The sequence below is a fragment of the Streptomyces sp. CC224B genome (assembly GCF_030010595.1).
In the GTDB taxonomy this organism is placed as follows: domain Bacteria; phylum Actinomycetota; class Actinomycetes; order Streptomycetales; family Streptomycetaceae; genus Streptomyces; species Streptomyces longispororuber.
The window spans coordinates 19,606-43,625 of the sequence record NZ_JASCXL010000035.1 but is presented as its reverse complement, the minus strand read 5'-3'; the positions used below and the strand labels follow the sequence as shown (position 1 = coordinate 43,625).

The window sequence follows — 24,020 nt, the reverse complement described above, 5'->3', positions numbered from 1 at the left end:
TTGGCCTGTACCAAGTCGCTCCGGTACGGAGACACGCGGGGCGAGTCCGCGCCACCGGTCGTCGGGACACACGGGCCAGGGCACGGCACGGCACCGTACGGCACGGCACGGCACCGCACGGCACCAACGCACTGGCTCACTGGCTCACTGGCTCACGCAGCACCCCCAGTTCCGCAGCTCTTCCGTCTTCCCCGGAGGTCCCGGCATGGTCCCGAGCAGTCACCCGGCGCTGGAGCGACTCGCCAACTCCGTGCTGCAACCGGGGTTCGTGGGTACGACCTCGCCCCCCGACTGGCTGCGCCGCCGGATCGCCGACGGGCTGGGCGCCGTGGTCCTCTTCGGCCGGAACATCGTCACGCCGGAGCAGGTCGCCGTGCTGACCGCCGCGCTGCGCGCCGAGAACCCGGACCTGATCATCGCCGTCGACGAGGAGGCGGGCGACGTGACCCGCATGGAGGCGTGGACCGGCGCCTCCAGACCGGGCAACCTCGCCCTCGGCGCCGTCGACGACATCGATCTCACCGAGCGCGTGGCCCACGACATCGGCCGCGAGCTCCACGCGGCGGGCGTCACGCTGAACTACGCGCCCAGCGCCGACGTGAACTCCAACCCCCTGAACCCGGTCATCGGCGTGCGCTCCTTCGGCGCCCGCACGGACGTCGTCTCCCGCCACACCGCCGCCTGGATCCGCGGCCTGCAGTCCGCCGGGGTCGCCGCCTGCGCCAAGCACTTCCCCGGCCACGGCGACACCGTCGTGGACCCGCACTTCGGCCTGCCGCAGGTCGGCGGCGGGGCCGAGGAGATCGCGCGCACCGCGCTGCCGCCGTTCATCGCCGCGATGGAGTCGGGCGTACGGGCCGTCATGACGGCGCACCTCCTCGTGCCGGCGTACGACCCCGCGCTGCCCGCGACGCTCAGCCCCCGCATCCTGGAGGACCTGCTCCGCGGCGAGCTGGGCTTCGACGGCATGGTGGTCACGGACGGCATCGAGATGGGCGCGGTCACCGACCGGTACGGCATCGACGGCGCCGCGGTCAGGGCCGTGGCGGGCGGCGTGGACGCGGTCTGCGTGGGCGGCGAGAACGCCGACCAGCCGACCGTGGAACTGCTCGCCAACGCGCTCGTGAAGGCGGTGCTGGAGGGCGGGTTGCCGGAGGACCGGCTCGCGGAGGCGAGTACGCGGGTACGGGCGTTCGCGGCCTGGTCGGGGGCGTGGTCGCGGACCGTGGCGCGAGGGACGGGGACGGGCGGCGGCTCCGAGGTCGGCCTGGAGGCGGCGCGGCGGGCGGTACGCCTCGGCCGACGGCGCTTCCCGGCCACCGGTCCGGTCCCGGAGGCCGGCGCGGAGCCGCTGCTGCCGCTCGGCGCGGGCACGCACGTCGTGGAGCTCTCCCCGGTGATGAACCCGGCCGTGGACGGGGGCACCCCCTGGGGAGTGGCGGGCCCGCTGCGCGCGCTGCGCCCCGACACCACCTCCGTGCGGCTGACGGAACCCGAGGCCAGCGGCTCCGACGACGTGCTGGACCGGTCCGCCCTCGCACCGGCGCGCGGCCGGGCCCTCGTGGTGGTCGTACGCGACGCGGCCCGGCACCGCTGGATGTCGGAGGCCCTCGCCCGCCTGCTGCGCCTGCGGCCGGACGCCGTCGTCGTGGAGATGGGCGTCCCGACGGGTGCCGCACTCGGCGCCGTCCACCTGATCACCCACGGGGCGACCCGCGTCTCGGGCATCGCGGCAGCGGAACTCCTCGCGGGCGTGACCCGGCACACCACCTCCCCGACCCTCACGGCCACGGGCCAGGTGGGGACGCTGGTGCCCTGAGGACACCGCGCGGCGGTGCGAGGGCCGGCACCGGGCCGCCCTCGGCTCCCACGAGTTCTCGTCCATGAACGCACAGTAAGGCCGACCACTGACAATCGACGTCGGCGCCCGGAGCCGGGCAGAGCGGTGCGGGGGCGGCGGGGGGCGGCGCCTGCTGGGCACGCGGCTCGTCGAACCACCCGGAGAAACAGAAAAACCCCAGATCAACTGGGGTTTCTCACTGGTGTCCGAGGGGGGACTTGAACCCCCACGCCCGATAAAGGGCACTAGCACCTCAAGCTAGCGCGTCTGCCATTCCGCCACCCGGACCAGGTGTCTGCCGCCTTGCGGGTTTTCCCCGCGGCGACGAAGACAACAATACCAAGGTTTCGGAGTGCCTTTCACCTGCGTATCCGCCAGGTACGTGGGGCCGCCCCGCACCGGTCTCCCGCCTCCGACCTCGGTGTTCCGCCCTCTCACCCTGGGTGACGGTGTGCGTACGCGTGCACAGGGTGACGTGTGGGAACCGGCCGGACCGGGTGACGGCCGGTGCCCCGCGCCCCGCTGTCGCTGTTCAGGCCCCGCAGCGCTCGCGCAGCCCGTGCAGATGGGCGCTGGACTTGCGGGCGAACGCGAAGGAGTCGGCCGGGTTGTCGTGCTCGGCCTGCCAGTGGTGGTAGCGGCGCCCTCCGGGAGTGCGGGCGGTCACCCGGGACAGGAACCTCCTGTAGTCGATGTCGCCGTCGCCGACGTCCACCATGCGGTAGCCGTCCCGGGCGGAGTCGTCGCGTATGCCGTCCTTGACGTGGAACAGCGGGTACCGGTGCGGCCGCCGCAGCACGTAGTCGAGCGGGTCGAACGGCCGGGGCGTGCCGTCGGCCTGCTTGCCGAAGCGGAACTGCGCGCAGTACGCCCAGTAGATGTCCATCTCCAGGTACACGAGGTCGGGGTCGGTCTCGGCGAGCAGCACGTCGTAGAGGCGCACACCCGGCTTGTCCGTGGCGAAGGAGAACTCCTCGGCGTGGTTGTGCTGGTAGAACCTCATGCCGCGGGCGCGGGCGGCCTCGCCGTACGTGTTGAAGTCCTCGGCGGCCCGCTTCCACGCGTCGACGGTCGCCCCGTGGCGGAAGGGGGCGGACGCCGTGCCGATGTGCTTCAGGCCGAGGGCCTCTGCGTCGTCGAGGACCTTGGTGAGGTTCTGCGCGAACGTGTACGCGTTCGGGTTGCCGTCGTCGTGGTAGCCGACGTGGCTGCCGATCGCGCGGAGCCCGTGGTCGCGGGTCAGCTTCCGGAGCTGGGCGAGGGTGATGGGACCCGCAGCGCCCTGGGTGTATCCGGCGAACTCGACCTCGTCGTACCCGTACTTCTTCAGCTCGGCGAAGACGGTGGCGAAGCCGAGGGTGGAGACCTTGTCGCGGAGGCTGTAGAGCTGGACGCCGAGACGGCCGGGCGGCAGCACGGGGCGGCCGCGGCCCCGGCCGTGGGCGGCCGGGCGGGGGGTGGCGCCGGCGGCCGTGGTGCCCGGGGCGGTGCCTGTGGCGGCGGCGGCCGGTGCGGCAGCGGCGGCGAGGGCCGCTGCGGTGGCGCCCGCGGCGACGCCGAGGACGCCGCGCCTGCTCAGTCTGCGGGCGAGGTCGGGATCGGACGTGGGTGTGGGTGTGGGCTTGCGGGTCATAGGGGTCTCCCGAGGTGGGGTCGGGTCAGGGTTGTCTCAGGGATGGGTTCGAAGAACGCGTCAGGGTGGGATGGGGGACGGACCCCGATGGCAGGGGCGGCGCCCTCTGGTTCAGTGGAATGCGCGGGGACGAGGTGGCCCGGTCGGGGCGGCGCGGACGGGGCCACCGCTGCCGAGCGAGGCGCGGGCGACGCCACGTCCGCGTGACCGCTAGCGGGCTTCAGCCGAGCCCCGCGAGCCGCAACAGCAGCGCTTTCACATCGGTGGCCGCGACGCGGCCGGAGACGGCACGGGGGGTGGAGCACAGAATGAGCGGCGCGGAGTCACGGTCCTCGCCCGCCGGGAGGCGGCCATGGCTGCCCCGCACCGGTGACGGGTCGAGGGGCACGACCGCCATGCGGTACCGCAGGCCGAGCTTCTTGCGGGCGAGGGCGCCGACGGCCTTGAGCCGGACGTAGGGGTCCTCCGGGTCCATGAAGAGTTCGGCCGGGTCGTAGCCGGGTTTGCGGTGGATGTCGACGAGCTGCGCGAAGTCGGGCGCGCGGGCGTCGTCGAGCCAGTAGTAGTACGTGAACCAGGCGTCGGGTGCGGCGATGGCGACGAGCTCTCCCGAGCGGGGGTGGTCGAGGTGGTGGGCCTTCTTCCCTTCGTCGTCGAGGACCTGCTCGATGCCGGGCAGGCCGTCGAGCGCCGCGCGGGTGGCCTCCAGGTCTTCCGGGCGGCGTACGTAGACGTGGGCGATCTGGTGGTCCGCGACGGCGAAGGCCTTGGACGCCATCGGGTCGAGGTACTCCATGCCGTCCTGGGTGTGGACCTCCAGGAGTCCGGCGCGGCGCAGCGCGCGGTTGATGTCGACGGGGCGGCTCACGGGTGTGATGCCGTACTCGGACAGCGCGACCACGGTGCGGCCCTCCGCGGCGGCGTCGGCGAGGAGCGGGGCGAGCACCGCGTCCAGGTCGGCGGCGGCCTGGTGGGCGCGGGGGTCGTCGGGGCCGAAGCGCTGCAGGTCGTAGTCGAGGTGAGGGAGGTAGCACAGGACGAGGTCGGGGTGGCGGGTGGCGACGATGTGGCGGGTGGCGTCGACGATCCACCGGCTGGACACGATGTCCGCGCCGGGGCCCCAGAAGTGGAAGAGGGGGAAGGTGCCGAGTTTCCGGGTCAGCTCGTCGTGCAGGGCCGGGGGCCGGGTGTAGCAGTCGGGTTCCTTGCGCCCGTCGGCGTAGTAGACGGGGCGGGGGGTGACGGTGAGGTCGGTGTCGGCGCCCATCGCGTACCACCAGCAGATGTTGGCGACGGTGTAGCCGGGGTGAGCGCGGCGGGCGGCGTCCCAGAGCTTGTCCCCCGCGACGAGGCCGTTGTGCTGGCGCCACAGCAGGACGTCGCCCAGTTCGCGGAAGTACCAGCCGTTGCCGACGATGCCGTGCTCGGCGGGGGTGGTGCCGGTGAGGAACGTCGACTGGGCGGCGCACGTGACGGCGGGCAGGACGGTTCCCAGGGAGGCCTGGGAGCCCGTCTCGCCCAGGGCGGCCAGGTGCGGCATGTGGTCGAGCAGGCGGGGGGTGAGGCCGACGACGTCGAGGACGAGCAGCGGGGTCGGCCGTCGTGGGGCGGAGGAGGGGGTCATGGCAGTTCCTTCAGGCCGAGGTCCGTCAGGAGGTCGCGGGCGAGGGCGAGTTCGGCGGCGATGCCGTCGGCGAGCTGGGCGCGGGCGCGCGGCCGCAGGCCGGGCGGGAGGGCCTGCCAGGTGTAGGTCTCGACCTCGAGGTGGTGGGTGCGCGGGCGCGGCCCGCCGACGAGACGGGCGAGCGCCTCCTGGAGGACCGGGAGCGTGGAGGTGAGAGGAGGTGCGGGGGCCGCGTGCAGCGGCACGTGGAAGTGGGAGCGCCAGGGGGCCGTGTCGGGCAGGGCGTCGCCGGTGAGGGCCTCGCCGAGGTCGTCGGTGCCGCGCAGGGCGGCGGCTGCGGGGGCCGTGCCGGTCGCCGTGCGCGGGCCGTGGGGCACGGTGCGGGTCTGGTGCAGGAAGCGGGGCTCGTCGAAGGCGGCGAGAGCCGCGCGTACGGCGGGGAGATGGGGGTGTTCGGCGTGCAGGGCGGCGGAGAGCTGGGTCTTGACGACGGGGACGCCCGCGACGGCGAGGGCGTCGAGCGCGGTGCGCGGATCTTCGAAGGAGGTGGCGAGATGGCAGGTGTCGACACAGACGCCGACGCGGTCGTGGCCGATCGCGGTGAGGGGCTCGATGGCGTCGCCGGTGGTCTCCACGGTGCAGCCGGGTTCGGGTTCGAGGCCGACGCGGACGGACCTGCCGGTGAGGTCGGCGAGCGCGTCCAGGCGCCGGCCGAGGGTCGCCAGGGCTGCGTGGGCCGCTCGGGCGCGGTCCACGCCGAAGGCGGTGCGCCAGGCCAGCGGCAGGGTGGAGATGGTGCCTTCGGTGACGTCGTCGGGCAGCAGCCGGGTGAGGACGCGGGCCAGGGCGGTGGTGTGTTCCAGACGCTCGGGGTCTGCCCAGTCCGGCTTGTACACGCGGTACTTGACCTCGCCGGCGCCGAACCCGTCGTACGGGAAGCCGTTGAGGGTGACCACTTCGAGGCCGCGCCGGTCGAGTTCGGCGCGCAGTCCGCGCAGGGCGGCCGGGTCGGAGTCGAGCGTGTGGGCGGCGTCCTTGGCGAGCCAGAGGCCGATGCCGATGCGGTCGCGGCCGAGCCGTCTGCGGACGGGTTCGCAGTGGTCGCGGAGCTGGGCGAGGACGCCGTGGAGGGTCTCGGCCGGGTGGACGTTGGTGCAGTAGGCGAGGTGGACGGTGGAGCCGTCGGGGTGGCGGAAGCGCATGGCTCACGCCCCGCCGCGCAGGACGGAGTTGCCCTCGTGGGTGGCGCCGGTGGCCGCGACGTCCAGGACGAGGCGGTTGCTGAGGCCGTAGAAGGCGACCGGGTTGCGCCACAGGACGCGGTCGACGTCGTCCTCGGTGAAGCCGGCGCCGAGCATGGCGTCACCGACCTTGCGGGTCTTGAGGGGATCGCTCCTGCCCCAGTCGGCGGCCGAGTTGACGAGGACGCGCTCCGGGCCGTACCGGCGCAGGATCGCGACCATCCGGTCCTCGTCCACCTTGGTGTCGGGATAGACGGAGAAGCCGAGCCAGCACCCCGCGTCCTTGGCCTCCTCGACGGTGGTCTCGTTGAGGTGGTCGACGAGGACCCGGTCCATGGGCAGGGCCGACTCCTTGACGACGTCCAGGGTGCGGCGCAGGCCCGCGAGCTTGTCGCGGTGCGGGGTGTGCACGAGCGCGGGCAGCTCGTGTGCGACGGCCAGCTCCAGTTGTGCCGCGAGGGCCGTGTCCTCGGCGGGTGTCATGGAGTCGTAGCCGATCTCCCCGACGGCGACGACGTTGTCCTTCACCAGGTACCGGGGCAGCAGGTCGAGCACGGGCGTGCAGCGCGGGTCGTTCGCCTCCTTCGGGTTGAGCGCGATGGTGCAGTGGTGGGCGATGCCGTACTGGGCGGCGCGGAAGGGCTCCCAGCCGAGGAGGGAGTCGAAGTAGTCGACGAAGGTCGCGGGCGAGGTGCGGGGCTGCCCCAGCCAGAAGGCGGGCTCGACGACGGCGCGCACGCCCGCGGCGTACATCGCCTGGTAGTCGTCGGTGGTGCGGGAGGTCATGTGGATGTGCGGGTCGAAGATGCGCATCAGGACTCCTGCTCCTCGCCGGTAGGGGCCGATGGGGAGGCGACGGCTGCGGGGGCCGTCTCGCGCCGGGGGCCCGGTGGGGGTGCCGGTGGGGCGGTCAGGGCCAGGACGCGGTGGAGATCGGCGGGGACGGGGCGGCCGGCGGCGGTGCGCTCGTCCGCGTAGTCGACGAGCATCCGGGCCAGTTCGGTGTCGGCGCGGGCGCGGCGTTCCAGGTCGGCGACGGTGTCCACGGGCACGCCGGTGAACAGGCACTTCAGGAGGGCGTGCCGCCAGGCGTGCGGAGGGAGGTGCGCGGCGGCGTACGGGCCGAGGGCGGCGGCGATCAGGCGGGTGTCGTTGGTGCGCAGGGCGTCCTCGACCAGGGGCAGGGCGTCCGGGCCCGGTACCAGCAGCGGCAGGGCGCGTAGGACGGCGCGGCGTTCGGCGGCGGTGCCCTGGTCGTAGAGGCGGGCGAGGGTGGTCCGGTCCGCGCGGGCGGTGTGCAGCAGGAGCAGCCGGGCGGCGTCGGCGTGCTCGGTGCCACAGCGTCGCCCGGCTTCGGCGAAGCGCATCTCCCAGGTGGGCGGGGCGGCCTGGCGGACGGCCGGCCGGGCGTCCTCGGCATCGGCATCGGCATCGGCAGAGGGGTGCGCGGCGGCCTCGGCGGTGGCCTGGTCGAGCCAGGCGCGGGCGGCTCCGCCGAGGGCGGCGTCGAGACGGGAGCGGAGGTCGGCGACGGCGGACGAGTCGGTCACGGGGTTCCTCCTGGGGGTGACGCGGCGTCGTGGGCCGTCCCCGAGGCGGCGGAACCGGAAGCGGAAGGAACGGCGGTGGCGGAAGAGGAGGCGGAAGCAGCGGAGGTGCAGTGCCCGGGAGCACGTGCCCGGGCGACGGCGGCGGCCCGGCGGAGGAAGTCCAGGGACTGCTCGGCCAGTTGGGGGCCCGCGTGGGAGTGGCGGGGCAGCTCGACGACGGTCAAGCCCTGGTAGCCGCTGTCGGTGAGGGCGCGAAGGACGGGCGGGAAGTCGATCTCGCCGTCGCCGAAGGGCAGGTGCTCGTGAGCCCCGCGGCGCATGTCCTCGATCTGGACGTGCCGCAGCCAGGGTGCGGCGGCGCGTACGCAGTCGGCGGGTGGGAGGGGTTCGAGGCACTGGCAGTGCCCGATGTCGAGGGTCAGGCCCAGGGGTTCGGGGTCGTCGAGGAGGTGACGGAGGTGGTGGAAGTGGGCGAGGGTGGCGAGGAGGTGGCCGGGCTCCGGTTCGACGGCGAGCGGCACGGACGCGGCGGCCGCGGCGTCCAGGACGGGCGTGAGGACGTCGGCGAGCCGCGCCCAGGCCGTGTGCTCCGGGGTGCCGTGGGGTGTGCTGCCGCTGAAGCAGTGCACGGCGTGCGCGCCCAGGTCGGCGGCGACGTGCACGGCCCGGGTGAGGAGGCGGACCCGCTCGGCCCGGCGCCGCGGGTCGGGGTCGAGCAGCGAGGGACCGTGCTTGTGGCGCGGGTCGAGCACATAGCGGGCGCCTGTCTCGACGGTGACCGCCAGCCCCAGCCGGTCCAGCCGCCGGGCCAGCCGCCGGGTGCGGGCGGCCAGGTCGGGAGCGAGCGGGTCGAGGTGCATGTGGTCGAGGGTGAGCCCGACACCGGCATAGCCCAGGTCGGCGAGGAGGCCGAGGGCGTCGTCGAGCCGAAGGTCGGTGAGGCCGTTGGTGCCGTAGCCGAAGCGGAGGCCGCCGGGGGCGCCCGGCCTCGCCGGGCCCTGGGGCCGCCGGACGCCGGCGGGAAGCCGTCCATCGCCGCCGCCCCCGGCCGGGGGCCATTCGTTCCGGGGCGTCATGTGACGCTCACCAGGCGGGCGAAGTGGCGGGCGGCCGGGGCCAGGGCTGCGGTGAGCAGGGCGGTGACGGGAGCGCCGGAGCGTGCGGCCAGGGCTGCCTGGAGGGGGATCAGGGCACGGATGCCTCCGCCGACGGCGCGTTGGGTCAAGGGAGGTGACGGGTTGAGGGCCGCGTGCAGGAAGGGACGGCCGGCGGTGGTGAGGTAGGCGGCGGCGAGACCTGCCCGGGCCAGGTCACGAGTGCTGACAGCGGCGCGCCAGGGCCGGGCCACCGCGTGGCTCAGGGAAAGGGCCGTGGCGAGCGCGCCCAAGGGAGCGGCGGTGGACCCGCCTCGGGTCTCGTGCCGGGAGACGGAGGTGACGGCGAGGGTGTGGGCGCCGACGGCCAGGGCGGCGGGCAGCGCGGAGGCCACCGGGCCCGGGCCCCCGTGGACGCCCCGGGCCGCGGTGCCGTCGCCGGGGGTGCCGCCGGTGCGGTGCGTGGGAGCCGTGGCCGTGGCGGTCGCGCCGAGGAGGACGTCCAGGGCACGCGCCGTGGCCATGGCGGTGGGACCGGCCTTGGTGTGTTTGAGGGACAGGTCGTAGGCCCAGACCGTGCCGGCGAGGGCGGTGGCCACCGTCAGGACGGGGCGGCCCGCCCGGGCGGCCAGGCTCAGGCCCGCCGCTGTGAGGGCCGCGGCGGCCGTGAGCGCGGCGGCGGGAGCGACGCGGCCGGACGGGAGGGGACGGTGGGGGCGGTCCACGGCGTCCTCGGTGCGGTCGGCCCAGTCGTTGAGGGCCATGCCCGCCTCGTACAGGCAGAGGGAGGAGGTGAGAGCGAGGGCGGTGCCCCGGCCGGGGCGCAGGCCGGTCGCGGCGGCACCGGCGAGGGCGTCGCCCGGGACGGTGAACAGGGCGGGCAGGCGCAGGAGTTCGGCCCAGGCACGGGTGTGTGCGCGGAGGTTCGGCATGTGTCACTCACCCCGTTCCCGGAGCCGGGCGGCGAAGGCGACGAGAGCGGCGTACTGGTCGGCGAGGCCCGCGGGCGCGCCGGGGTCGGGGTCCTTGAAGTAGAAGGCGAGTTCCGGGCGGGGGCCGGTGAGGCCGCGCTCGTGGGCGCGGGAGAGGAGGCGGGCCAGGTCGAGGACCAAGGGGGCGGCGAGGGCGGAGTCGCAGCCCTGCCAGGTGGTCTGGAGCGTCATGCGGGTGCCGAGGAAGCCCTCGAAGGCGATGTGGTCCCAGGCCGTCTTCCAGTCGCCGAGGGCGGGCACGTCGTCGATGTGGACCTCGCCCTCGGGGACGGCGCCGAGGGTGTCGGCGAGGACGCGCTCCTTGCCCGCGTTCTTGGCGGCGGCCGCGCGCGGGTCGGCGAGGGCGGCACCGTCGCCGCCGCCGAGGAGGTTGGTGCCGGACCAGGCGCGGACCACCAGGGCCCGGTGGGCGAACATCGGGCCGAGTACGGAGCGCAGCAGGGTCTGGCCCGTCTTGCCGTCCCGCCCCGCGTGGGGCAGGCCGGCGGAGGTGGCGAGGGCCGTCAGGGCCGGGTGGTGGAGACCGGTGGAGGGGGTGAAGTTCACGTAGGAGCACCCGGCGCGCAGGGCCGCCGCCGCGTACAGGGAGCTGGCAGGCAGCCTCCCCCCGCCGTTCCCCGCACCGGACGCCGCACCCCGGCCAGACCCACCGGGCCCACCAAGCCCTGCGGACTCCCCAGGCTCACCGGGCTCACTGGGCTCACCAGGCGCTGGAGGCTCTCCAGGCTCACCGGGCTCACTGGGCTCACCAGGCGCTGGAGGCTCTCCAGGCTCACCGGGCACTAGCGGCTCTCCAGGCCCACCGGGCTCCGGGGGCTCCACGGACGCTCCCGGCTCCCGGGGCTCTCTCGCCGGGCCGGAGCCTGCCCCCGGAGGGGACGGTCTCGCCGCGCCGGAGAGGGCAGTCGCCGGGGCCGGTTCCGTGGAGGCCACGTTCACGACGACCGCCCGGGTGAGGTTCCGGCGGCGGAGGAAGTCCAGGATGTCGGAGGTGAAGGCCGTGATGAGGTCCTCGTCGGTGCGGGTGTCGCCGGGGTGGGGGCCGCCGGGGCGTATCTCGGCGTCGGCGGCGAGGAGTTCGGCGCGGACGGCCAGGGGGAGGTCGTGGGGCAGGACTCCCCCGGCGGCGAGTTGTTCGGCGCGCTTGGGGAGGGGGCACTCCACGACGTCGTGGCCGCCGAAGACGAGTGCGGACAGGGCGGGCAGTCCGGCGTCGGCGAAGGCCGGGGTCTCCGTGGCCATGCCGGTGGGCGGGTGCAGGCCCGCCGCCATCGCCGCGCAGCCCGCGACGGCCGTCGTCGCGACCGACCCCCGGGCGCCGATCAGCCACACCCCGACGCGGTCCGCGGTAGCAGTACTGGACACGGCTGCCTCCTGTCCGCGCGCACGGGTCGTGCGCGCACTCGCTCGGTCCTCACTCGTCACCCATGCCTCGCGGTGCGGGCGGGACGGTGACAAGACGGTGGGCGGAGGTCCGGCGTCCTCCGCCCACCGCCGTCTATCGGGCGCCGGGCCCTGCGGCCCCGGACGCGCCCCCGCTCCCGGCCGCGAGACGACCGTCCACCGCGAGGCGGCCGGCCGCGAAGCCGCCGCGAGCCGCGGGGTCGCCCTGGGCCATGGGGCTGCCGTGAGCGGTGGGGCCGGTGTGGGCAACGGGCCGCAGGGTGGTGGCGGTGGCGGGATCGGGTTCCGGCGCGGTCCGGCCCGTGGGCAGTTCCCGCAGCCGGATGTCGCGGAACGCGACCTCGTCGTCGGCGCCGTGGTTCTGGATGCCGATGTGGCCGTCGCGCAGGCTCCGCGCCGGGTCCGTGTTGGTGAAGTCGTTGATCAGGACGCCGTTGAGCCACAGGCGCAGGCGCTCGCCCTCGACGCGGATCTCGTAGGTGTTCCACTCCCCCGGCGGGTTCAGGGCGCGGTCGCGGGCGGCGAGGTCGGCCGACCGGAAGCCGTAGACGGAGCCGGTGGTCTTCTCCGGGACGTCGGTGGCGTCGATCTGGATCTCGTAGCCGTGGTGCACGGCCGACCAGGGGTCGTCGGAGGGCGGGAAGCCCACGAAGACCCCGGAGTTGTCGTCCTTGTCGGCGCCGCTCATCCGCCAGTCGAGCTTGAGCGAGTACGAGCCGAAGGACCGGTCCGCGTACCAGAGCATGCCCATGCCGCCGACGGAGGTGAGGGTTCCGTCGTCCTTCAGGGCGAAGGAGCCGGGCCCGGCCTGTTTCCACTTCGCCAGCGAGGCCTCGCTGCCGTCGAAGAGCGGGGTGTGGCCGCGCTCGGGGCGGCAGTCGGCGTGGGCGGCGCCGGTGGCGTAGCGGATGCCGCCGAGGAGGTGCTGGCGGAAGGCGGGTTCGGCGTACGACTCCTTGGTGTGGCCGCCGCCGGTGTAGAACGACCGGCCTGCCGTGCCCGCGACGGACGCCTGGCACCAGGCGATGGGGTGGTCGCCGCCCATCGTGCCGCCGCTGTACGACGACTCGTCGAGGGAGGCGAGCACCCGGGCCCGCTCGCGCGGGTTGGAGCGGTAGTCGTACCACTCGTCGGTGCGGTGCCAGTCGGCGCCGAGGTGGGCGGTGGCCGGGTGGGCGTGGTCCTCGACCGTGATCCTGGCGCGTTGGACCGCGGGGTGGGACCGGAAGTAGGCGCCCGCGAGGGCACCGTAGAAGGGCCAGTCGTACTCGGTGTCGGCCGCCGCGTGGACGCCGACGTAACCGCCGCCCGCGCGGACGTACTGCTCGAAGGCGCCCTGCTGCCGGGTGTTCAGGACGTCGCCGGTGGTGGAGAGCCAGACGACGGCGTCGTAGCGGGCGAGGTTCTTGCGGGTGAAGGCCGCGGCGTTCTCCGTCGCGTCGACGGAGAAGCCGTGGGCGGCGCCGAGGGCCTTGACGGCGGCGATGCCGTCCGGGATCGAGTCGTGGCGGAAGCCGGCGGTCTTGGAGAAGACCAGGACGCGTCCGCCGTCCTTGCCGGGGCCCGACCGGTCCGGCCCCGGGTCGGCGGACGTCGGCCCCGACGCGCACCCGATCAGCAGGGTGGCGGCCGCCGTGGCGACGGCGAGCCGCGCGCGTGCGCGCATCACGGTGCCTCCCTCTCAGCTCGTGGTGAAGGTGAAGTCGTCGACGTCGTACAGCGCGCCCGTGCCCGTGCCCTTGAAGACGAGGAAGAGCGTCGTGGTGGAGGCGGGTGCGCCCGTGAGGGCCGTGCTGACGTCGGTGTACGTCTCCCAGGAGCCCGTCGGGGTGACCTGGGCGCTGCCGAGCAGCGTCCCGTCGGGCGCGCCCGCGCGGACCTCCAGGGTGCCGCCGGAGCCGGCCGAGGCGACGCGCGCGGTCAGCTTGGTGGCGTTGTCGAGGAGGTACGGCGTGAAGGAGATCCAGTCGCCGTGGTGGATGTCGCCGACCGTCCTGCCGCCGTGGGCCGGGGTGTGGCTGACGACGCGCACGCCCTGGGAGTCGCCGTGGTGCTCGGCCTGGCGGAGCCTGGTCTGGGTGACGTTCTGGTCGTGGGTGGTCAGCGGGGGCTGGCCGTTCGCGCCCTGGTCGGTGTACTCGGCGTCGAAGACCCCGAAGATGTTGGCGTTCGGGTCGTGCTCGCTGTCCGCGGAGGTCTGCAGGGTGCCCTCGCAGCCGTTGGCGGAGGTGACGGGGTGGCCGTGGCTGTCGTGGCCGAGGATGTGGGTGACCTTGACCTTGGAGCAGTCGACGGGCCCGTCCTCCGGGTCGGTCACCGTCACCTTGAACGGCACCTTGTCGCCGAAGGTGAAGAGCTGCCCGTCACCGGGGAGCTGCAGTTCCACGGTCGGCGCGGTGTTGCCGACGGTGACGTGCGCGCTGGCGGTGCCGGTGCGGCCGGAGGGGTCCTTGGCGGTGACGGTGGCGGTGTAGGTGCCGTTCTTGTCGTACGTGTGCGTGGGGTTCTGCTCGGTGGAGGTGGTGCCGTCGCCGAAGTCCCACGCGTACGTCAGGGTGTCGCCGTCGGCGTCCGTCGCCTCGGCGGTGAACTGGGTTCTCAGCGGGGCCTGGCCGCTGGTCACCGACGCGGCGGCCTCCACGACGGGCGAGTGGCCGCCGGTGGCGTTCTCGATGCGGTAGAGGGCGGAGTTCTCGTCGCCGTTGAAGAAGCCGGTGCCGTAGTCGAGGACGTACAGCGCGCCGTCCGGGCCGAACTCCATGTCCATCACCTGGGTGCCCTTCCACGGGAAGGCGTTGATGGACGTCACGGTGCCGTCGCCGCCGTGCTCGATGCGCTTGATCCAGCGCCGCCCGAACTCCCCCGCGAAGAAGTCCCCGTCGTACGCCTGCGGGAACTTGACCGGCGAGTCCAGTTGCGCGTCGTAGCGGTAGACCGGGCCGCCCATCGGGGACTCGGAGCCCGTGCCGAACTCCGGTACGGAGCCGCCGTCGTACGGGATCCACGCGGGCTGCGCGGGCGGCAGGGCGGTCAGGCCGGTGTTGCGCGGCGACTCGTTCCTGGGTGCGGCGCAGTCGAAGGCCGCGCCGGAGGTGCCGGTGGCGAAGTCGTGATCGACGTAGGCGTCGTTCTTGCCGGTGCAGTACGGCCAGCCGTAGTTGCCGGGCCTGGTGACGCGGGTGAACTCGACCTGTCCGGCAGGGCCGCGCTTCGGGTCGGCCGTGCCGGCGTCGGGGCCGTAGTCGCCGACGTACACGATGCCGGTGGGCTTGTCGACGCTCATCCGGAACGGGTTGCGGAAGCCCATCGCATAGATCTCGGGCCGGGTCTTCCTGGTGCCCTTGGCGAAGAGGTTGCCGCGGGGGATGGAGTACGAGCCGTCGCTCCTGACCTTGATGCGGAGGATCTTGCCGCGCAGGTCGTTGGTGTTGGCGGAGGTGCGCTGGGCGTCGTACGCGGGGTTGCGGGTGGGGCGCTCGTCGATGGGGGTGTAGCCGTCGGAGGCGAAGGGGTTGGAGTCGTCGCCCGTCGACAGGTACAGGTTGCCCTGCTTGTCGAAGTCGATGTCGCCGCCGACGTGGCAGCAGATGCCGCGGCTCGCGGGGACGTCGAGGACCTTCTTCTCACTGGCCGTGTCCAGCGTGCCGTCGGCCTTGAGCACGAAGCGGGACAGGCGGTTGACGCCGTCGAACTTCTTGAAGTCCGCCGCCGTGCCGTCGTTGGGCGCGTCGCCCGGCGGGGTGGACAGGGGCGGGGCGTAGTAGAGGTAGACGGCCCGGTTCTTGCGGAAGCCGGGGTCGAGGGCGATGCCTTGCAGGCCCTCTTCGTCGTGCGTGTAGACCGGGATCCTGCCCGCCACCCGCGTCACGCCGGCGGCGTCGGTACGGCGGACCGTACCGTCGCGGGAGGTGTGCAGGACCGAGCGGTCGGGGAGGACGGCGAGCGTCATGGGCTCGCCCGTCTCCGGCTCCCCCTTGGCGAGGGTGACCTGCTGGAAGTCCTCCGCGCGCGGCTGCGCGGCGGGTTGGGCCGCGCTGGGCGGGGTGGCGAGGGTGAGCGTGGCGGTGGTGAGGAGGGTGCCGGTGAGCAGGGCCAGGGGCTTGCGGGTTCTCGGGCGCGGTCTGTGCACGGGGTCCTCCGGTGGGGGACGGTGGTGCCGGGGGGTGCGGGCGCCCGGGGTGCGCCGTCACCCCGGGAGGGTTATGTCCTGTACACATCAGGGACGGTAGCCATGTTTGTCCGTGACGGGTAGTCCTTGCGCAGGAGGTGCGTGGGGCTTCTTCCTTGGGCGGGACAAAGTTGGCGGGGCCGGGCCGTCGCGGGGCGCCCCAGGCCCACCCCTTTCCCGAAACCAGGGGGCTCCGCCCCCTAGACCCCCGTTTCCGGCGCTCCGCGCCTTGTCCTCAAACGCCGGACGGGCTGGCGGATCTCCGGTGCGGCCACGGCTGCACATCGTCGGCCCGGAGCGACATGTCGTCAGCCCGTCCGGCGTTTGAGGACGAGCGCGTCAGCGCGACAAAGGCGGGGTCCAGGGGCGGCAGCCCTTGGTTTCGGGAAAGGGGCGGGACTGGGGCGCCCCGCGCGGGCGCGGCCCTAACGGGCGAACGCCGCGTCGAAGGATGCGGTCGGGGGCTCGAAGTCGTACGCCTTGAGGCGGCGCAGTGCCTCGGGGGCGCCCTGGAGGCGGTCCATGCCCGCGTCCTCCCACTCCACCGAGACGGGACCCTCGTAGGCGATGGAGCGGAGCATGCGGAAGACGTCCTCCCAGGGGACGTCCCCGTGGCCCGCCGAGACGAAGTCCCAGCCGCGCCGGGGATCGCCCCACGGCAGGTGGGAGCCGAGGCGGCCGTTGCGGCCGTCCAGGCGGCGCCGGGCCTCCTTGCAGTCGACGTGGTAGATCCGGTCGCGGAAGTCCCAGAGGAAGCCCACCGGGTCCAGGTCCTGCCAGACGAAGTGGGAGGGGTCGAAGTTGAGCCCGAAGGCCGGCCGGTGGTCGACGGCGGCCAGGGCCTTGTGCGTCGTCCAGTAGTCGTACGCGATCTCGCTCGGGTGGACCTCGTGCGCGAAGCGGACGCCCTGCGCGTCGAACACGTCGAGGACCGGGTTCCAGCGCTCGGCGAAGTCCTCGTAGCCGCGTTCGATCATCGACTCCGGGACGGGCGGGAACATCGCCACCAGGTGCCAGATCGCGGAGCCGGTGAAGCCGACCACCGTGGTGACCCCGAAGGCCGCGGCGGCGCGCGCCGTGTCGGCCATCTCGGCGGCGGCCCGGCGGCGTACGCCCTCCGCGTCGCCGTCGCCCCAGACGCGGGCGGGCAGGATCGCGCGGTGGCGCTCGTCGATGATGGCGTCGCACACCGCCTGGCCGACGAGGTGGTTGGAGATCGCCCAGCATGTGAGGCCGTACTTGTCGAGCAGCGCATGGCGGCCTTCGACGTACGCCGGGTCGGCGAGGGCCTTGTCGACCTCGAAGTGGTCGCCCCAGCAGGCGAGTTCGAGGCCGTCGTAGCCGAAGTCGCGGGCCAGGGAGCAGACCTCCTCCAGGGGCAGGTCGGCCCACTGGCCGGTGAAGAGCGTGAACGGGCGGGGCATGGCGGGTCCCTTCGGAGTCGTCGGCCGCGGCGGGCCGCGGGGCGGGAGCGGGCTCAGGCCACGAGCGGACGCAGGCCCGAGCGGATGCAGGCCACGGGCGGGCTCAGGCCACGACCGGGGTGTACACGGAGTTCTTCGCCGCGCTCTCCTCCACCGCGGCCAGCACCCGCTGCACCGCGAGCCCGTCGGCGAAGGAGGGTTCGGGCGTGGTGCCGGTGGCGACGGCGTGCAGCAGGTCGCGGGCCTGGTGCACGAAGGAGTGCTCGTAGCCGAGGCCGTGGCCGGGCGGCCACCAGGCGTCCAGGTAGGGGTGGTCGGGCTCGGTGACGAGGATGCGGCGGAAGCCGGCCGAGGCGGCGGGCGCGGTGTGGTCGTGGAAGGAGAGTTCGTTGAGGCGTTCCAGGTCGAAGGCCAGGGAGCCGTCGGAGCCGTTGAGTTCGAGGCGCAGGGCGTTCTTGCGGCCCGCCGCGCACCGCGTGGCCTCGAAGGTGGCGAGGGCTCCGGAGGGGAACCGCGCGGTGAACACGGCCGCGTCGTCGACCGTGACCTGGCCGACGGCCGCACCCGCACCGACACCCGGACCCGCACCGGCACCTGCACCGGCACCTGCACCCGCACCCGTACCCGCGCCGACGCCCGCACCGGCTCGTCCGGTCCCCACTCCGGCTTCCCCGGCTCCGGCTCCCCCGGCTCCAGCTCCTCCGGCTCCGGCACCCGCACCGCCCGCCGCCCCCGGGCCGCCAGGAGCACCCGCGCCCAAGCCACCGGCAGCACCCGAACCCGGACCACCGGCAGCACCCGAACCCCTGCCGTCCGCAGCCCCCGCCGGGTCCGCGCCGCCCGCGGCCCCCGCCCCCGCACCGCCGGCCAGCGGCCGTTCCCGTACGAACGTCTCGGTCAGCGCGGAGACGCCCGCGACGGCCTCGCCCGTGAGGTACTGCGCGAGGTCCACGATGTGCGCGCCGAGGTCGCCGAGGGCGCCCGAGCCCGCCCGGTCCTTGCGCAGCCGCCAGGTCAGCGGGAAGCCGGGGTCGACCAGCCAGTCCTGGAGGTAGGTGAACCGCGCGTGCCGCAGCGCGCCGAGGCGGCCCTCGGCGACGAGGCGGCGGGCCAGCGCCAGCGCGGGTACGCGGCGGTAGTTGAAGCCGACCATCGCCACCTGGCCCCGCGCGCGGGCCCGTTCGGCGGCGGCGGCCATGGCCTCGGCCTCCTCGACGGTGTTGGCGAGCGGCTTCTCGCACAGCACGTGCTTGCCCGCCTCCAGCGCGGCGATCGCGATCTCCGCGTGGCTGTCGCCGGGGGTGCAGATGTCGACGAGGCCGACGTCGTCCCGGGCGACGAGGGCACGCCAGTCGGTCTCGGCGGCCGCCCAGCCGAGCCGGTCGGCGGCGGCGCGCACGGCGGCGCCGTCGCGGCCGCAGACCGCCGCGAGCCGCGCGCCGACCGGCAGGTCGAAGACGTGTCCCACGGTCCGCCAGCCCTGGGAGTGGGCGGCGCCCATGAAGGCGTAGCCGACCATGCCCACGCCGATGTGGCGCCGCACGCTCCCCGGGCCGGACACCGCCGTCTCCGGGCCGGACACCGCCGTCTCCGGGCCGGACACCACCGTCTGCGGACCGGACACCGCCGCGGCCCCCGGCCCGGACGCGGCCACGGCGCCCTGGTCGGCCGCCGACCCGGCCCCGGCCCCGGCCCCGACAGCGCCCCCCGCGGCGGCCTCGTGCTCCGTCTCACTCATGCGCCAACTCCTCCCGCTCGACCTGTACGACCTGCTCGACGCCCGCTCCGCGGGGCGCGGTGGCGGTGGGCCGCCTCACTTGAAGCCGGTGGACATGTACTGGTCGACGTTGTCCTTGTCGACGACGGCCGAGTAGAGCGTGATGGAGGCCGGGATCTCGAACTCGGCCATGCCGCCGACGCCCTTGCCCTGGCCGAGCGCGCGGGCCAGGTCGATCGCGGACGCGGCCATCGTCGGCGGGTACAGGACGGTGGCCTTCAGCACGCCCCGGTCGGCCTTGATCTCCTGGAACGCGGAGAGCGCGCCCGCGCCGCCGACCATCAGGAAGTCGTCGCGCCCGGCCTGCTTGACGGCGCGCAGGGCGCCGACACCCTGGTCGTCGTCGTGGTTCCACAGGGCGTCGAAGTCCTTCTGCGCCTGGAGGAGCTGCGACATCTTCGCCTGGCCGGACTCGACGGTGAACTCGGCGGCCTGGCGGGCGACCTTCTTGACGTTCGGGTAGTTCTTCAGGGCGTCGTCGAAGCCCTTGGTGCGCTGCTTCGTCAGCTCCAGGTTGTCGAGCCCGGCGAGCTCGACGACGCGGGCGTTCTCCTTGTGCTTGAGCTGCTCGCCGATGTAGTGCCCGGCGCTGAGGCCCATGCCGTAGTTGTCGCCGCCGATCCAGCAGCGGTAGGCCTGCGCGGAGGCGAAGACCCGGTCGAGGTTGACCACGGGGATCCCGGCCTTCATGGCCTTCAGGCCGACCTGGGTGAGGGCCTTGCCGTCGGCGGGCAGGACGACGAGGACGTCGACCTTCTTGTTGATGAGGGTCTCCACCTGGCCGATCTGGGCGGCGGTGTCGTTGGAGCCCTCGGTGAGCTCCAGGGTGACGTCCTGGTACTTCTCCGCCCGCCGCTTGGCGTTGTCGTTGATGGCGTTCAGCCACCCGTGGTCGGCCTGCGGTCCGGCGAAGCCGATGGTCACCTCCTTGCCCGGCTTGTCGTCGGCGACGGCCTGGTCGTTCCTGGCCGGGCCGTCGTCGGACTCCTTCGGCTCGTTGCTGGTGCAGCCCGTCAGGACGGCGCCCGCGGACACGGCGGCCGCGCCCATGAGCAGCCCTCTGCGGCTCGTGATCGGTGGCATGGCGGTGACCCCTTACGTGGTGGAGGCCCGGCGCTGGACCAGGACGGCGGCGACGATGATCGCGCCCTTGGCGATCTGCTGGACGGCGGTCTCCAGGTTGTTGAGCGCGAAGATGTTGGTGATCGTGGTGAAGATCAGCACGCCGAGCACGGAGCCGGTGATGGTGCCGCGCCCGCCGCTGAGCAGGGTGCCGCCGATGATCGCGGCGGCGATGGCGTCGAGTTCGTACAGGTTGCCGTTGGTGTTCTGGCCGGAGCCGGACAGGACCACGAGCAGGAAGGCCGCGATGCCGCAGCACAGGCCGGACAGCAGGTAGAGGTAGAGCCGCTGCCGGCGTACGTCGATGCCGGCCAGGCGGGCCGCCTCCGCGTTGCCGCCGACCGCGACCGAGCGGCGGCCGAAGGTGGTGCGGTTGAGCAGCAGCCAGCCGACGACGGTCACCGCGGCGAAGACCAGCACCAGGGGCGGTACACCGAGGACGTACGCGTCGCGCTCGCCGAGTCTCAGGACGCCGTCCACGGTGACCATCTGGGTCTTGCCGTCGGTGATCTCCAGGGCGAGGCCGCGGCCCGACGCCAGCATGGCGAGCGTCGCGATGAACGGCACCATGCCGCCGTACGCGATGAGCAGGCCGTTGACGAGCCCGCAGCCGAGGCCGACGACGACGGCCGTGAAGAGGATGCCGGCGAAGCCGTACTCCTGGGTGGCGACCGTGGTCGCCCACACCGACGCGAGCGCGACGATCGCGCCGACGGACAGGTCGATGCCGCCGGAGATGATGACGAAGGTCATGCCGACGGTGACCACGCCGATGACGGACGCCTGGGTGAGGACGAGCTGGAGGTTGTCGGTGTCGAGGAACGCCTCGGGCTGGGTGACGCCGCCGATCACCACGAGGGCGGCGAGGACGCCGAGCAGGGACAGGGTCCGCAGGTCGGCGCGGGCGGCGAGAGCCCGCAAGGGGCTGGGCGCGCCGTCCGGCGGCGGGCTCTTCTCGGTCACGGGCCGGGCGGGCGAGGCGGGCTGCGTCATGGCGCCGGGCTCCCTTCGGTGGTGACGGTGTCTTCCGGTGCGCCGGGACCGGTCCCGGACCTGCCCGCGCCACCGGGCACACCGGCCCCGCCGGCCCTCCCCGACCCCAGGACGAGGTCGAGCACCCGGTGTTCGTCGAGGTCGTCCGCGCGGGCCGTGTGGACGACGTGGCCCTCGCGGAGCACCAGGACGCGGTCCGCGAGGCCGAGGACCTCGGGCACCTCGCTGGAGACGAGCAGCACGGCGAGGCCCTCGTCGGCGAGGCGGCGTACGACGGCGTACAGCTCCGCGCGGGCGCCGACGTCGACGCCGCGCGTCGGCTCGTCGAGCAGCAGGACCCGGCAGCCGCGCAGCAGCCAGCGGGCGAGCACGGCCTTCTGCTGGTTGCCGCCGGACAGGGTGCGTACGGGTACGGACGGGTTGTCGGGCCGGAGCGACAGCTCCCGGGTGGCGGCGCGGGCGGCGGCGCGCTCCGCGCCCCGGTCCAGCCAGCCGCCGCGCGCGAAGCGGGACATGGAGGAGACCGAGACGTTGCGCGTCACGGACTCCAGCATCAGCAGGGCCTGGGCCTTGCGCTCCTCGGGGGCGAGGCCGAGCCCGGCGCGCACGGCCGCGCGGACGCTGCCCGGCCGCAGCGGCCTGCCGTCGACGCGGACGTGTCCGGCGGTGGGCCTGCGCGCGCCGTAGACGGTCTCCAGGATCTCCGAGCGTCCGGAGCCGACGAGCCCGGCGAGTCCGACGATCTCGCCGGGGCGCAGTTCCAGGTCGAGGGGTGCGAACTCGCCGTGCCGGGCGAGGCCGTGGACGGTGAGGACGGGCTCGGGCGGCGCCGGGGCGCGGTCGGCGGGCGCGCGCTCGGGGAAGGCGTACTCGACGGTGCGGCCCGTCATCAGCGCGACGATCTCGCGCGTGGGCGTCTGCTTCGCGGGCAGCCCGACGGCGACGGCACGGCCGTCCTTCAGGACGGTGACGCGGTCGCCGATGCGGCGGATCTCCTCCAGCCGGTGCGAGATGTAGACGACGGCGACGCCCTCGGCGGTGAGGTCGCCGATGACGCGGAAGAGGTTGTCGACCTCGTCGGGGTCGAGCGCCGCGGACGGCTCGTCCATGACGATCAGGCGGACGTCGTGGGAGAGGGCGCGGGCCATCGACACGATCTGCTGCTGGGCGGCGGACAGGTCGCCCACCAGCCGCCCCGGGTCGATCTCGGCGTGGCCGAGCCGGGTGAGCAGCGCGGCGGTCGCGGCCCGGGCCCGGCCCGGCCGGACCACGAAACCGGCCGCGGTCGGCTCGTGCCCGAGGAAGACGTTCTCGGCGACGGACAGGTGCTCCACCAGGTCGAGTTCCTGGTAGATGGTGGCGATGCCGAGCCGCATCGCGGCGATCGGCGAGCGCGGCGCGACCTGTTCGCCGCGCCAGGCGATGGTGCCGCCGTCGGGCTGGAGGGCCCCGGCGAGGACCTTGATGAGGGTGGACTTGCCCGCCCCGTTCTGGCCGAGCAGGCAGTGCACCTCACCGGCCTGTACGTGCAGGTCCACGCCGTCGAGCGCGCGGACGCCGGGGAACGACTTGGTGATGCCGGACATGCGGAGCAGCGGTGGTTCTGGTGCCATGACGGTTCCCTCGCGCGGGTGCGGCCGGTTTCAGGGCAGAGCAGGGTGAGCGCCGTGTGCGTCGTACGTGCCGGGTGGAGCGTGCGGGGGGGCCGGGACGGCCGGTCGCCGCGGGCCGGTCAGGCCGGGGAGAACAGGTGGTCGCTGATGAGCCGGGCGCCGCCGATGACTCCGGCGGCGGGGCCGAGCTCTCCGAGGACGATGGGGAGGTTGCCGGTCGCGAGCGGCAGCGACTGGCGGTAGACCTGGGTGCGGATCGCGGCGAGCAGGGTGTGTCCGAGGCCCGTGACGCCGCCGCCGATCACCACGAGGCCCGGGTTGAAGAAGCTGACGAGGCCCGCGATGACCTGGCCCGCGCGGGTGCCGCCGACGCGGATCAGGTCGAGCGCGGTGGGGTCGCCGGCGGCGGCCGCCGCGGCGACGTCGGCGGCCGTGAGCGTCCCGGCCGCCTCGAGACGGGCGGCGAGCTCGGGTGAACGGCCCTGCTGGGCGGCCTCCTTCGCGTCACGGGCGAGTGCCGCGCCGCTGAAGTAGGCCTCCAGGCAGCCCCGGTTGCCGCAGGCACAGGGGCGGCCTTCGGGCTCGGACTGGATGTGGCCGATGTCGCCGGCGCTGCCGGTCGTGCCCCGGTACACCTCGCCGCCGACGACGATGCCGCAGCCGATGCCGGTGCCGATCTTCACGCACAGGAAGTCGCCCACGGAGCGGGCGACGCCCGCGTGCTGCTCCCCCGTCGCCATCAGGTTCACGTCGTTGTCGACCATGACCGGGCAGCCGAGCTCCTGACTGAGCGCCTCCCGTACGGGGAAGCCGTCCCAGCCCGGCATGATCGGCGGGGCGACGGGGACTCCCTCGGGGAAGCGGACGGGCCCCGGCACGCCGATGCCCGCCCCGTCGAAGCCCTCGGCGAGCCCCGAGTCGCGCAGCTTCGCGGCCATGGCGAGGACTTGCTCGAAGACCGCGACCGGGCCCTCCCGGACGTCCATGGGCTGGTTGAGGTGGCCCAGGACCTCCAGCTCGGCGTTGGTGACGGCGACGTCCACGGAGGTGGCGCCGATGTCCACGCCGAGGAAGCGGAGGTTCGGGGCGAGGCGGATGTTGTGGGAGCGGCGGCCGCCGCGGGAGGCGGCGAGGCCGTCGGCGACGACGAGGCCGGTCTCCAGGAGCCGGTCCACCTCCACGGCCAGCTTGGACCGCGACAGGTCGACCTGGTCGCCGAGCTGCGCACGGGAGTTGGGGCCGCCGTCACGCAACAGGCGCAGCAGGCGCGCCTGGTGCGCGTTGGCGGGTCGAGCCGTCATACGTCTCACGCGCCCCTCCCCGCCTCATCGGCCGTGTCCCTCGTACGCGTTGGGCTTTCGAGGGGAACGTAGCAGCGGGTGCCCGGCCTGGGAAGCACTTGCGCCCGAATAACCGCCGACTTTCTCCTCGCACAGGACAAAGGCTCCCCGCCGCCCCGGAGTTCGCCACCGTCACGGGGCCAGGCGCGCTCAGGGGACCGGTCGCGCCCGCGGAACCGGCCGCCGCCAGGGGACCGGCCGCCGC

The 24,020-nt window shown here is 74.1% G+C and carries 17 protein-coding genes and 1 tRNA gene; 1 reads left to right on the top strand and 17 read right to left on the bottom strand.

The window, feature by feature from the left end; translation table 11 throughout:
* Window positions 1-205: 205 nt before the first annotated feature.
* Window positions 206-1,819 carry a glycoside hydrolase family 3 N-terminal domain-containing protein gene (locus QK440_RS16525; RefSeq protein WP_282793857.1) on the top strand — a complete coding sequence of 538 codons (1,614 nt, stop codon included), beginning with the start codon at window positions 206-208 and terminating at the stop codon, window positions 1,817-1,819.
* Window positions 1,820-2,040: 221 nt separating this feature from the next.
* On the opposite strand, the gene QK440_RS16520 is transcribed toward QK440_RS16525, so the two are convergent.
* The 17 genes from QK440_RS16520 to QK440_RS16440 all read right to left on the bottom strand — a co-directional run bounded on the left by QK440_RS16520 (window position 2,041) and on the right by QK440_RS16440 (window position 23,776).
* Window positions 2,041-2,128: transfer RNA gene (locus QK440_RS16520), tRNA-Leu, on the bottom strand.
* 244 nt (window positions 2,129-2,372) lie between these two features.
* Window positions 2,373-3,473 (bottom strand): sugar phosphate isomerase/epimerase, encoded by a 1,101-nt coding sequence (locus QK440_RS16515; protein ID WP_282793856.1) that lies wholly within the window; start codon window positions 3,471-3,473, stop codon window positions 2,373-2,375.
* A 220-nt stretch (window positions 3,474-3,693) separates the two neighbouring features.
* Window positions 3,694-5,097, bottom strand: coding sequence for a nucleotide pyrophosphatase/phosphodiesterase family protein (locus tag QK440_RS16510; RefSeq protein ID WP_282793855.1), 1,404 nt, complete (start codon window positions 5,095-5,097; stop codon window positions 3,694-3,696).
* Window positions 5,094-6,299, bottom strand: a complete 1,206-nt coding sequence (gene eboE, locus QK440_RS16505; RefSeq protein WP_282793854.1) for a metabolite traffic protein EboE — start codon at window positions 6,297-6,299, stop codon at window positions 5,094-5,096. Before eboE ends, QK440_RS16510 begins: the two co-directional genes overlap by 4 nt.
* A gap of 3 nt (window positions 6,300-6,302) precedes the next feature.
* The gene (locus tag QK440_RS16500) at window positions 6,303-7,151 is read right to left on the bottom strand and encodes a TatD family hydrolase (RefSeq protein ID WP_282793853.1); all 849 of its coding nucleotides are present in this window, start codon (window positions 7,149-7,151) and stop codon (window positions 6,303-6,305) included.
* Entirely contained in the window at window positions 7,151-7,888 is a 738-nt protein-coding gene (locus QK440_RS16495; RefSeq protein ID WP_282793852.1) for an EboA domain-containing protein, read from the bottom strand. Before QK440_RS16495 ends, QK440_RS16500 begins: the two co-directional genes overlap by 1 nt.
* On the bottom strand, window positions 7,885-8,964 hold the full coding sequence (locus QK440_RS16490) for a sugar phosphate isomerase/epimerase family protein (RefSeq protein ID WP_282793851.1): 1,080 nt from the start codon (window positions 8,962-8,964) through the stop codon (window positions 7,885-7,887). Before QK440_RS16490 ends, QK440_RS16495 begins: the two co-directional genes overlap by 4 nt.
* Entirely contained in the window at window positions 8,961-9,914 is a 954-nt protein-coding gene (locus QK440_RS16485; RefSeq protein WP_282793850.1) for an SCO3242 family prenyltransferase, read from the bottom strand. The genes QK440_RS16490 and QK440_RS16485 overlap by 4 nt, the downstream gene beginning before the upstream one ends.
* A 3-nt stretch (window positions 9,915-9,917) precedes the next feature.
* Window positions 9,918-11,339, bottom strand: coding sequence for an inositol-3-phosphate synthase (locus tag QK440_RS16480; protein WP_282793849.1), 1,422 nt, complete (start codon window positions 11,337-11,339; stop codon window positions 9,918-9,920).
* A gap of 133 nt (window positions 11,340-11,472) precedes the next feature.
* Window positions 11,473-13,044, bottom strand: a complete 1,572-nt coding sequence (locus QK440_RS16475; protein ID WP_282793848.1) for a ThuA domain-containing protein — start codon at window positions 13,042-13,044, stop codon at window positions 11,473-11,475.
* A 15-nt stretch (window positions 13,045-13,059) separates the two neighbouring features.
* Window positions 13,060-15,507, bottom strand: coding sequence for a PQQ-dependent sugar dehydrogenase (locus QK440_RS16470; RefSeq protein ID WP_282793847.1), 2,448 nt, complete (start codon window positions 15,505-15,507; stop codon window positions 13,060-13,062).
* A gap of 464 nt (window positions 15,508-15,971) precedes the next feature.
* Window positions 15,972-16,970, bottom strand: a complete 999-nt coding sequence (locus QK440_RS16465; RefSeq protein ID WP_282793846.1) for a sugar phosphate isomerase/epimerase family protein — start codon at window positions 16,968-16,970, stop codon at window positions 15,972-15,974.
* A gap of 103 nt (window positions 16,971-17,073) precedes the next feature.
* Window positions 17,074-18,489: a Gfo/Idh/MocA family oxidoreductase gene (locus tag QK440_RS16460; protein ID WP_282793883.1), complete on the bottom strand. Its 1,416-nt coding sequence runs from the start codon at window positions 18,487-18,489 to the stop codon at window positions 17,074-17,076.
* Between the two features lie 294 nt (window positions 18,490-18,783).
* Entirely contained in the window at window positions 18,784-19,830 is a 1,047-nt protein-coding gene (locus tag QK440_RS16455) for a substrate-binding domain-containing protein (RefSeq protein WP_282793845.1), read from the bottom strand.
* A 12-nt stretch (window positions 19,831-19,842) separates the two neighbouring features.
* Complete coding sequence (locus QK440_RS16450; RefSeq protein WP_282793844.1) at window positions 19,843-20,862, bottom strand: ABC transporter permease; 1,020 nt, start codon at window positions 20,860-20,862, stop codon at window positions 19,843-19,845.
* On the bottom strand, window positions 20,859-22,475 hold the full coding sequence (locus QK440_RS16445) for a sugar ABC transporter ATP-binding protein (protein ID WP_282793843.1): 1,617 nt from the start codon (window positions 22,473-22,475) through the stop codon (window positions 20,859-20,861). The genes QK440_RS16450 and QK440_RS16445 overlap by 4 nt, the downstream gene beginning before the upstream one ends.
* Before the next feature lie 119 nt (window positions 22,476-22,594).
* Window positions 22,595-23,776: an ROK family transcriptional regulator gene (locus QK440_RS16440; RefSeq protein ID WP_282793842.1), complete on the bottom strand. Its 1,182-nt coding sequence runs from the start codon at window positions 23,774-23,776 to the stop codon at window positions 22,595-22,597.
* Window positions 23,777-24,020: the final 244 nt, after the last annotated feature.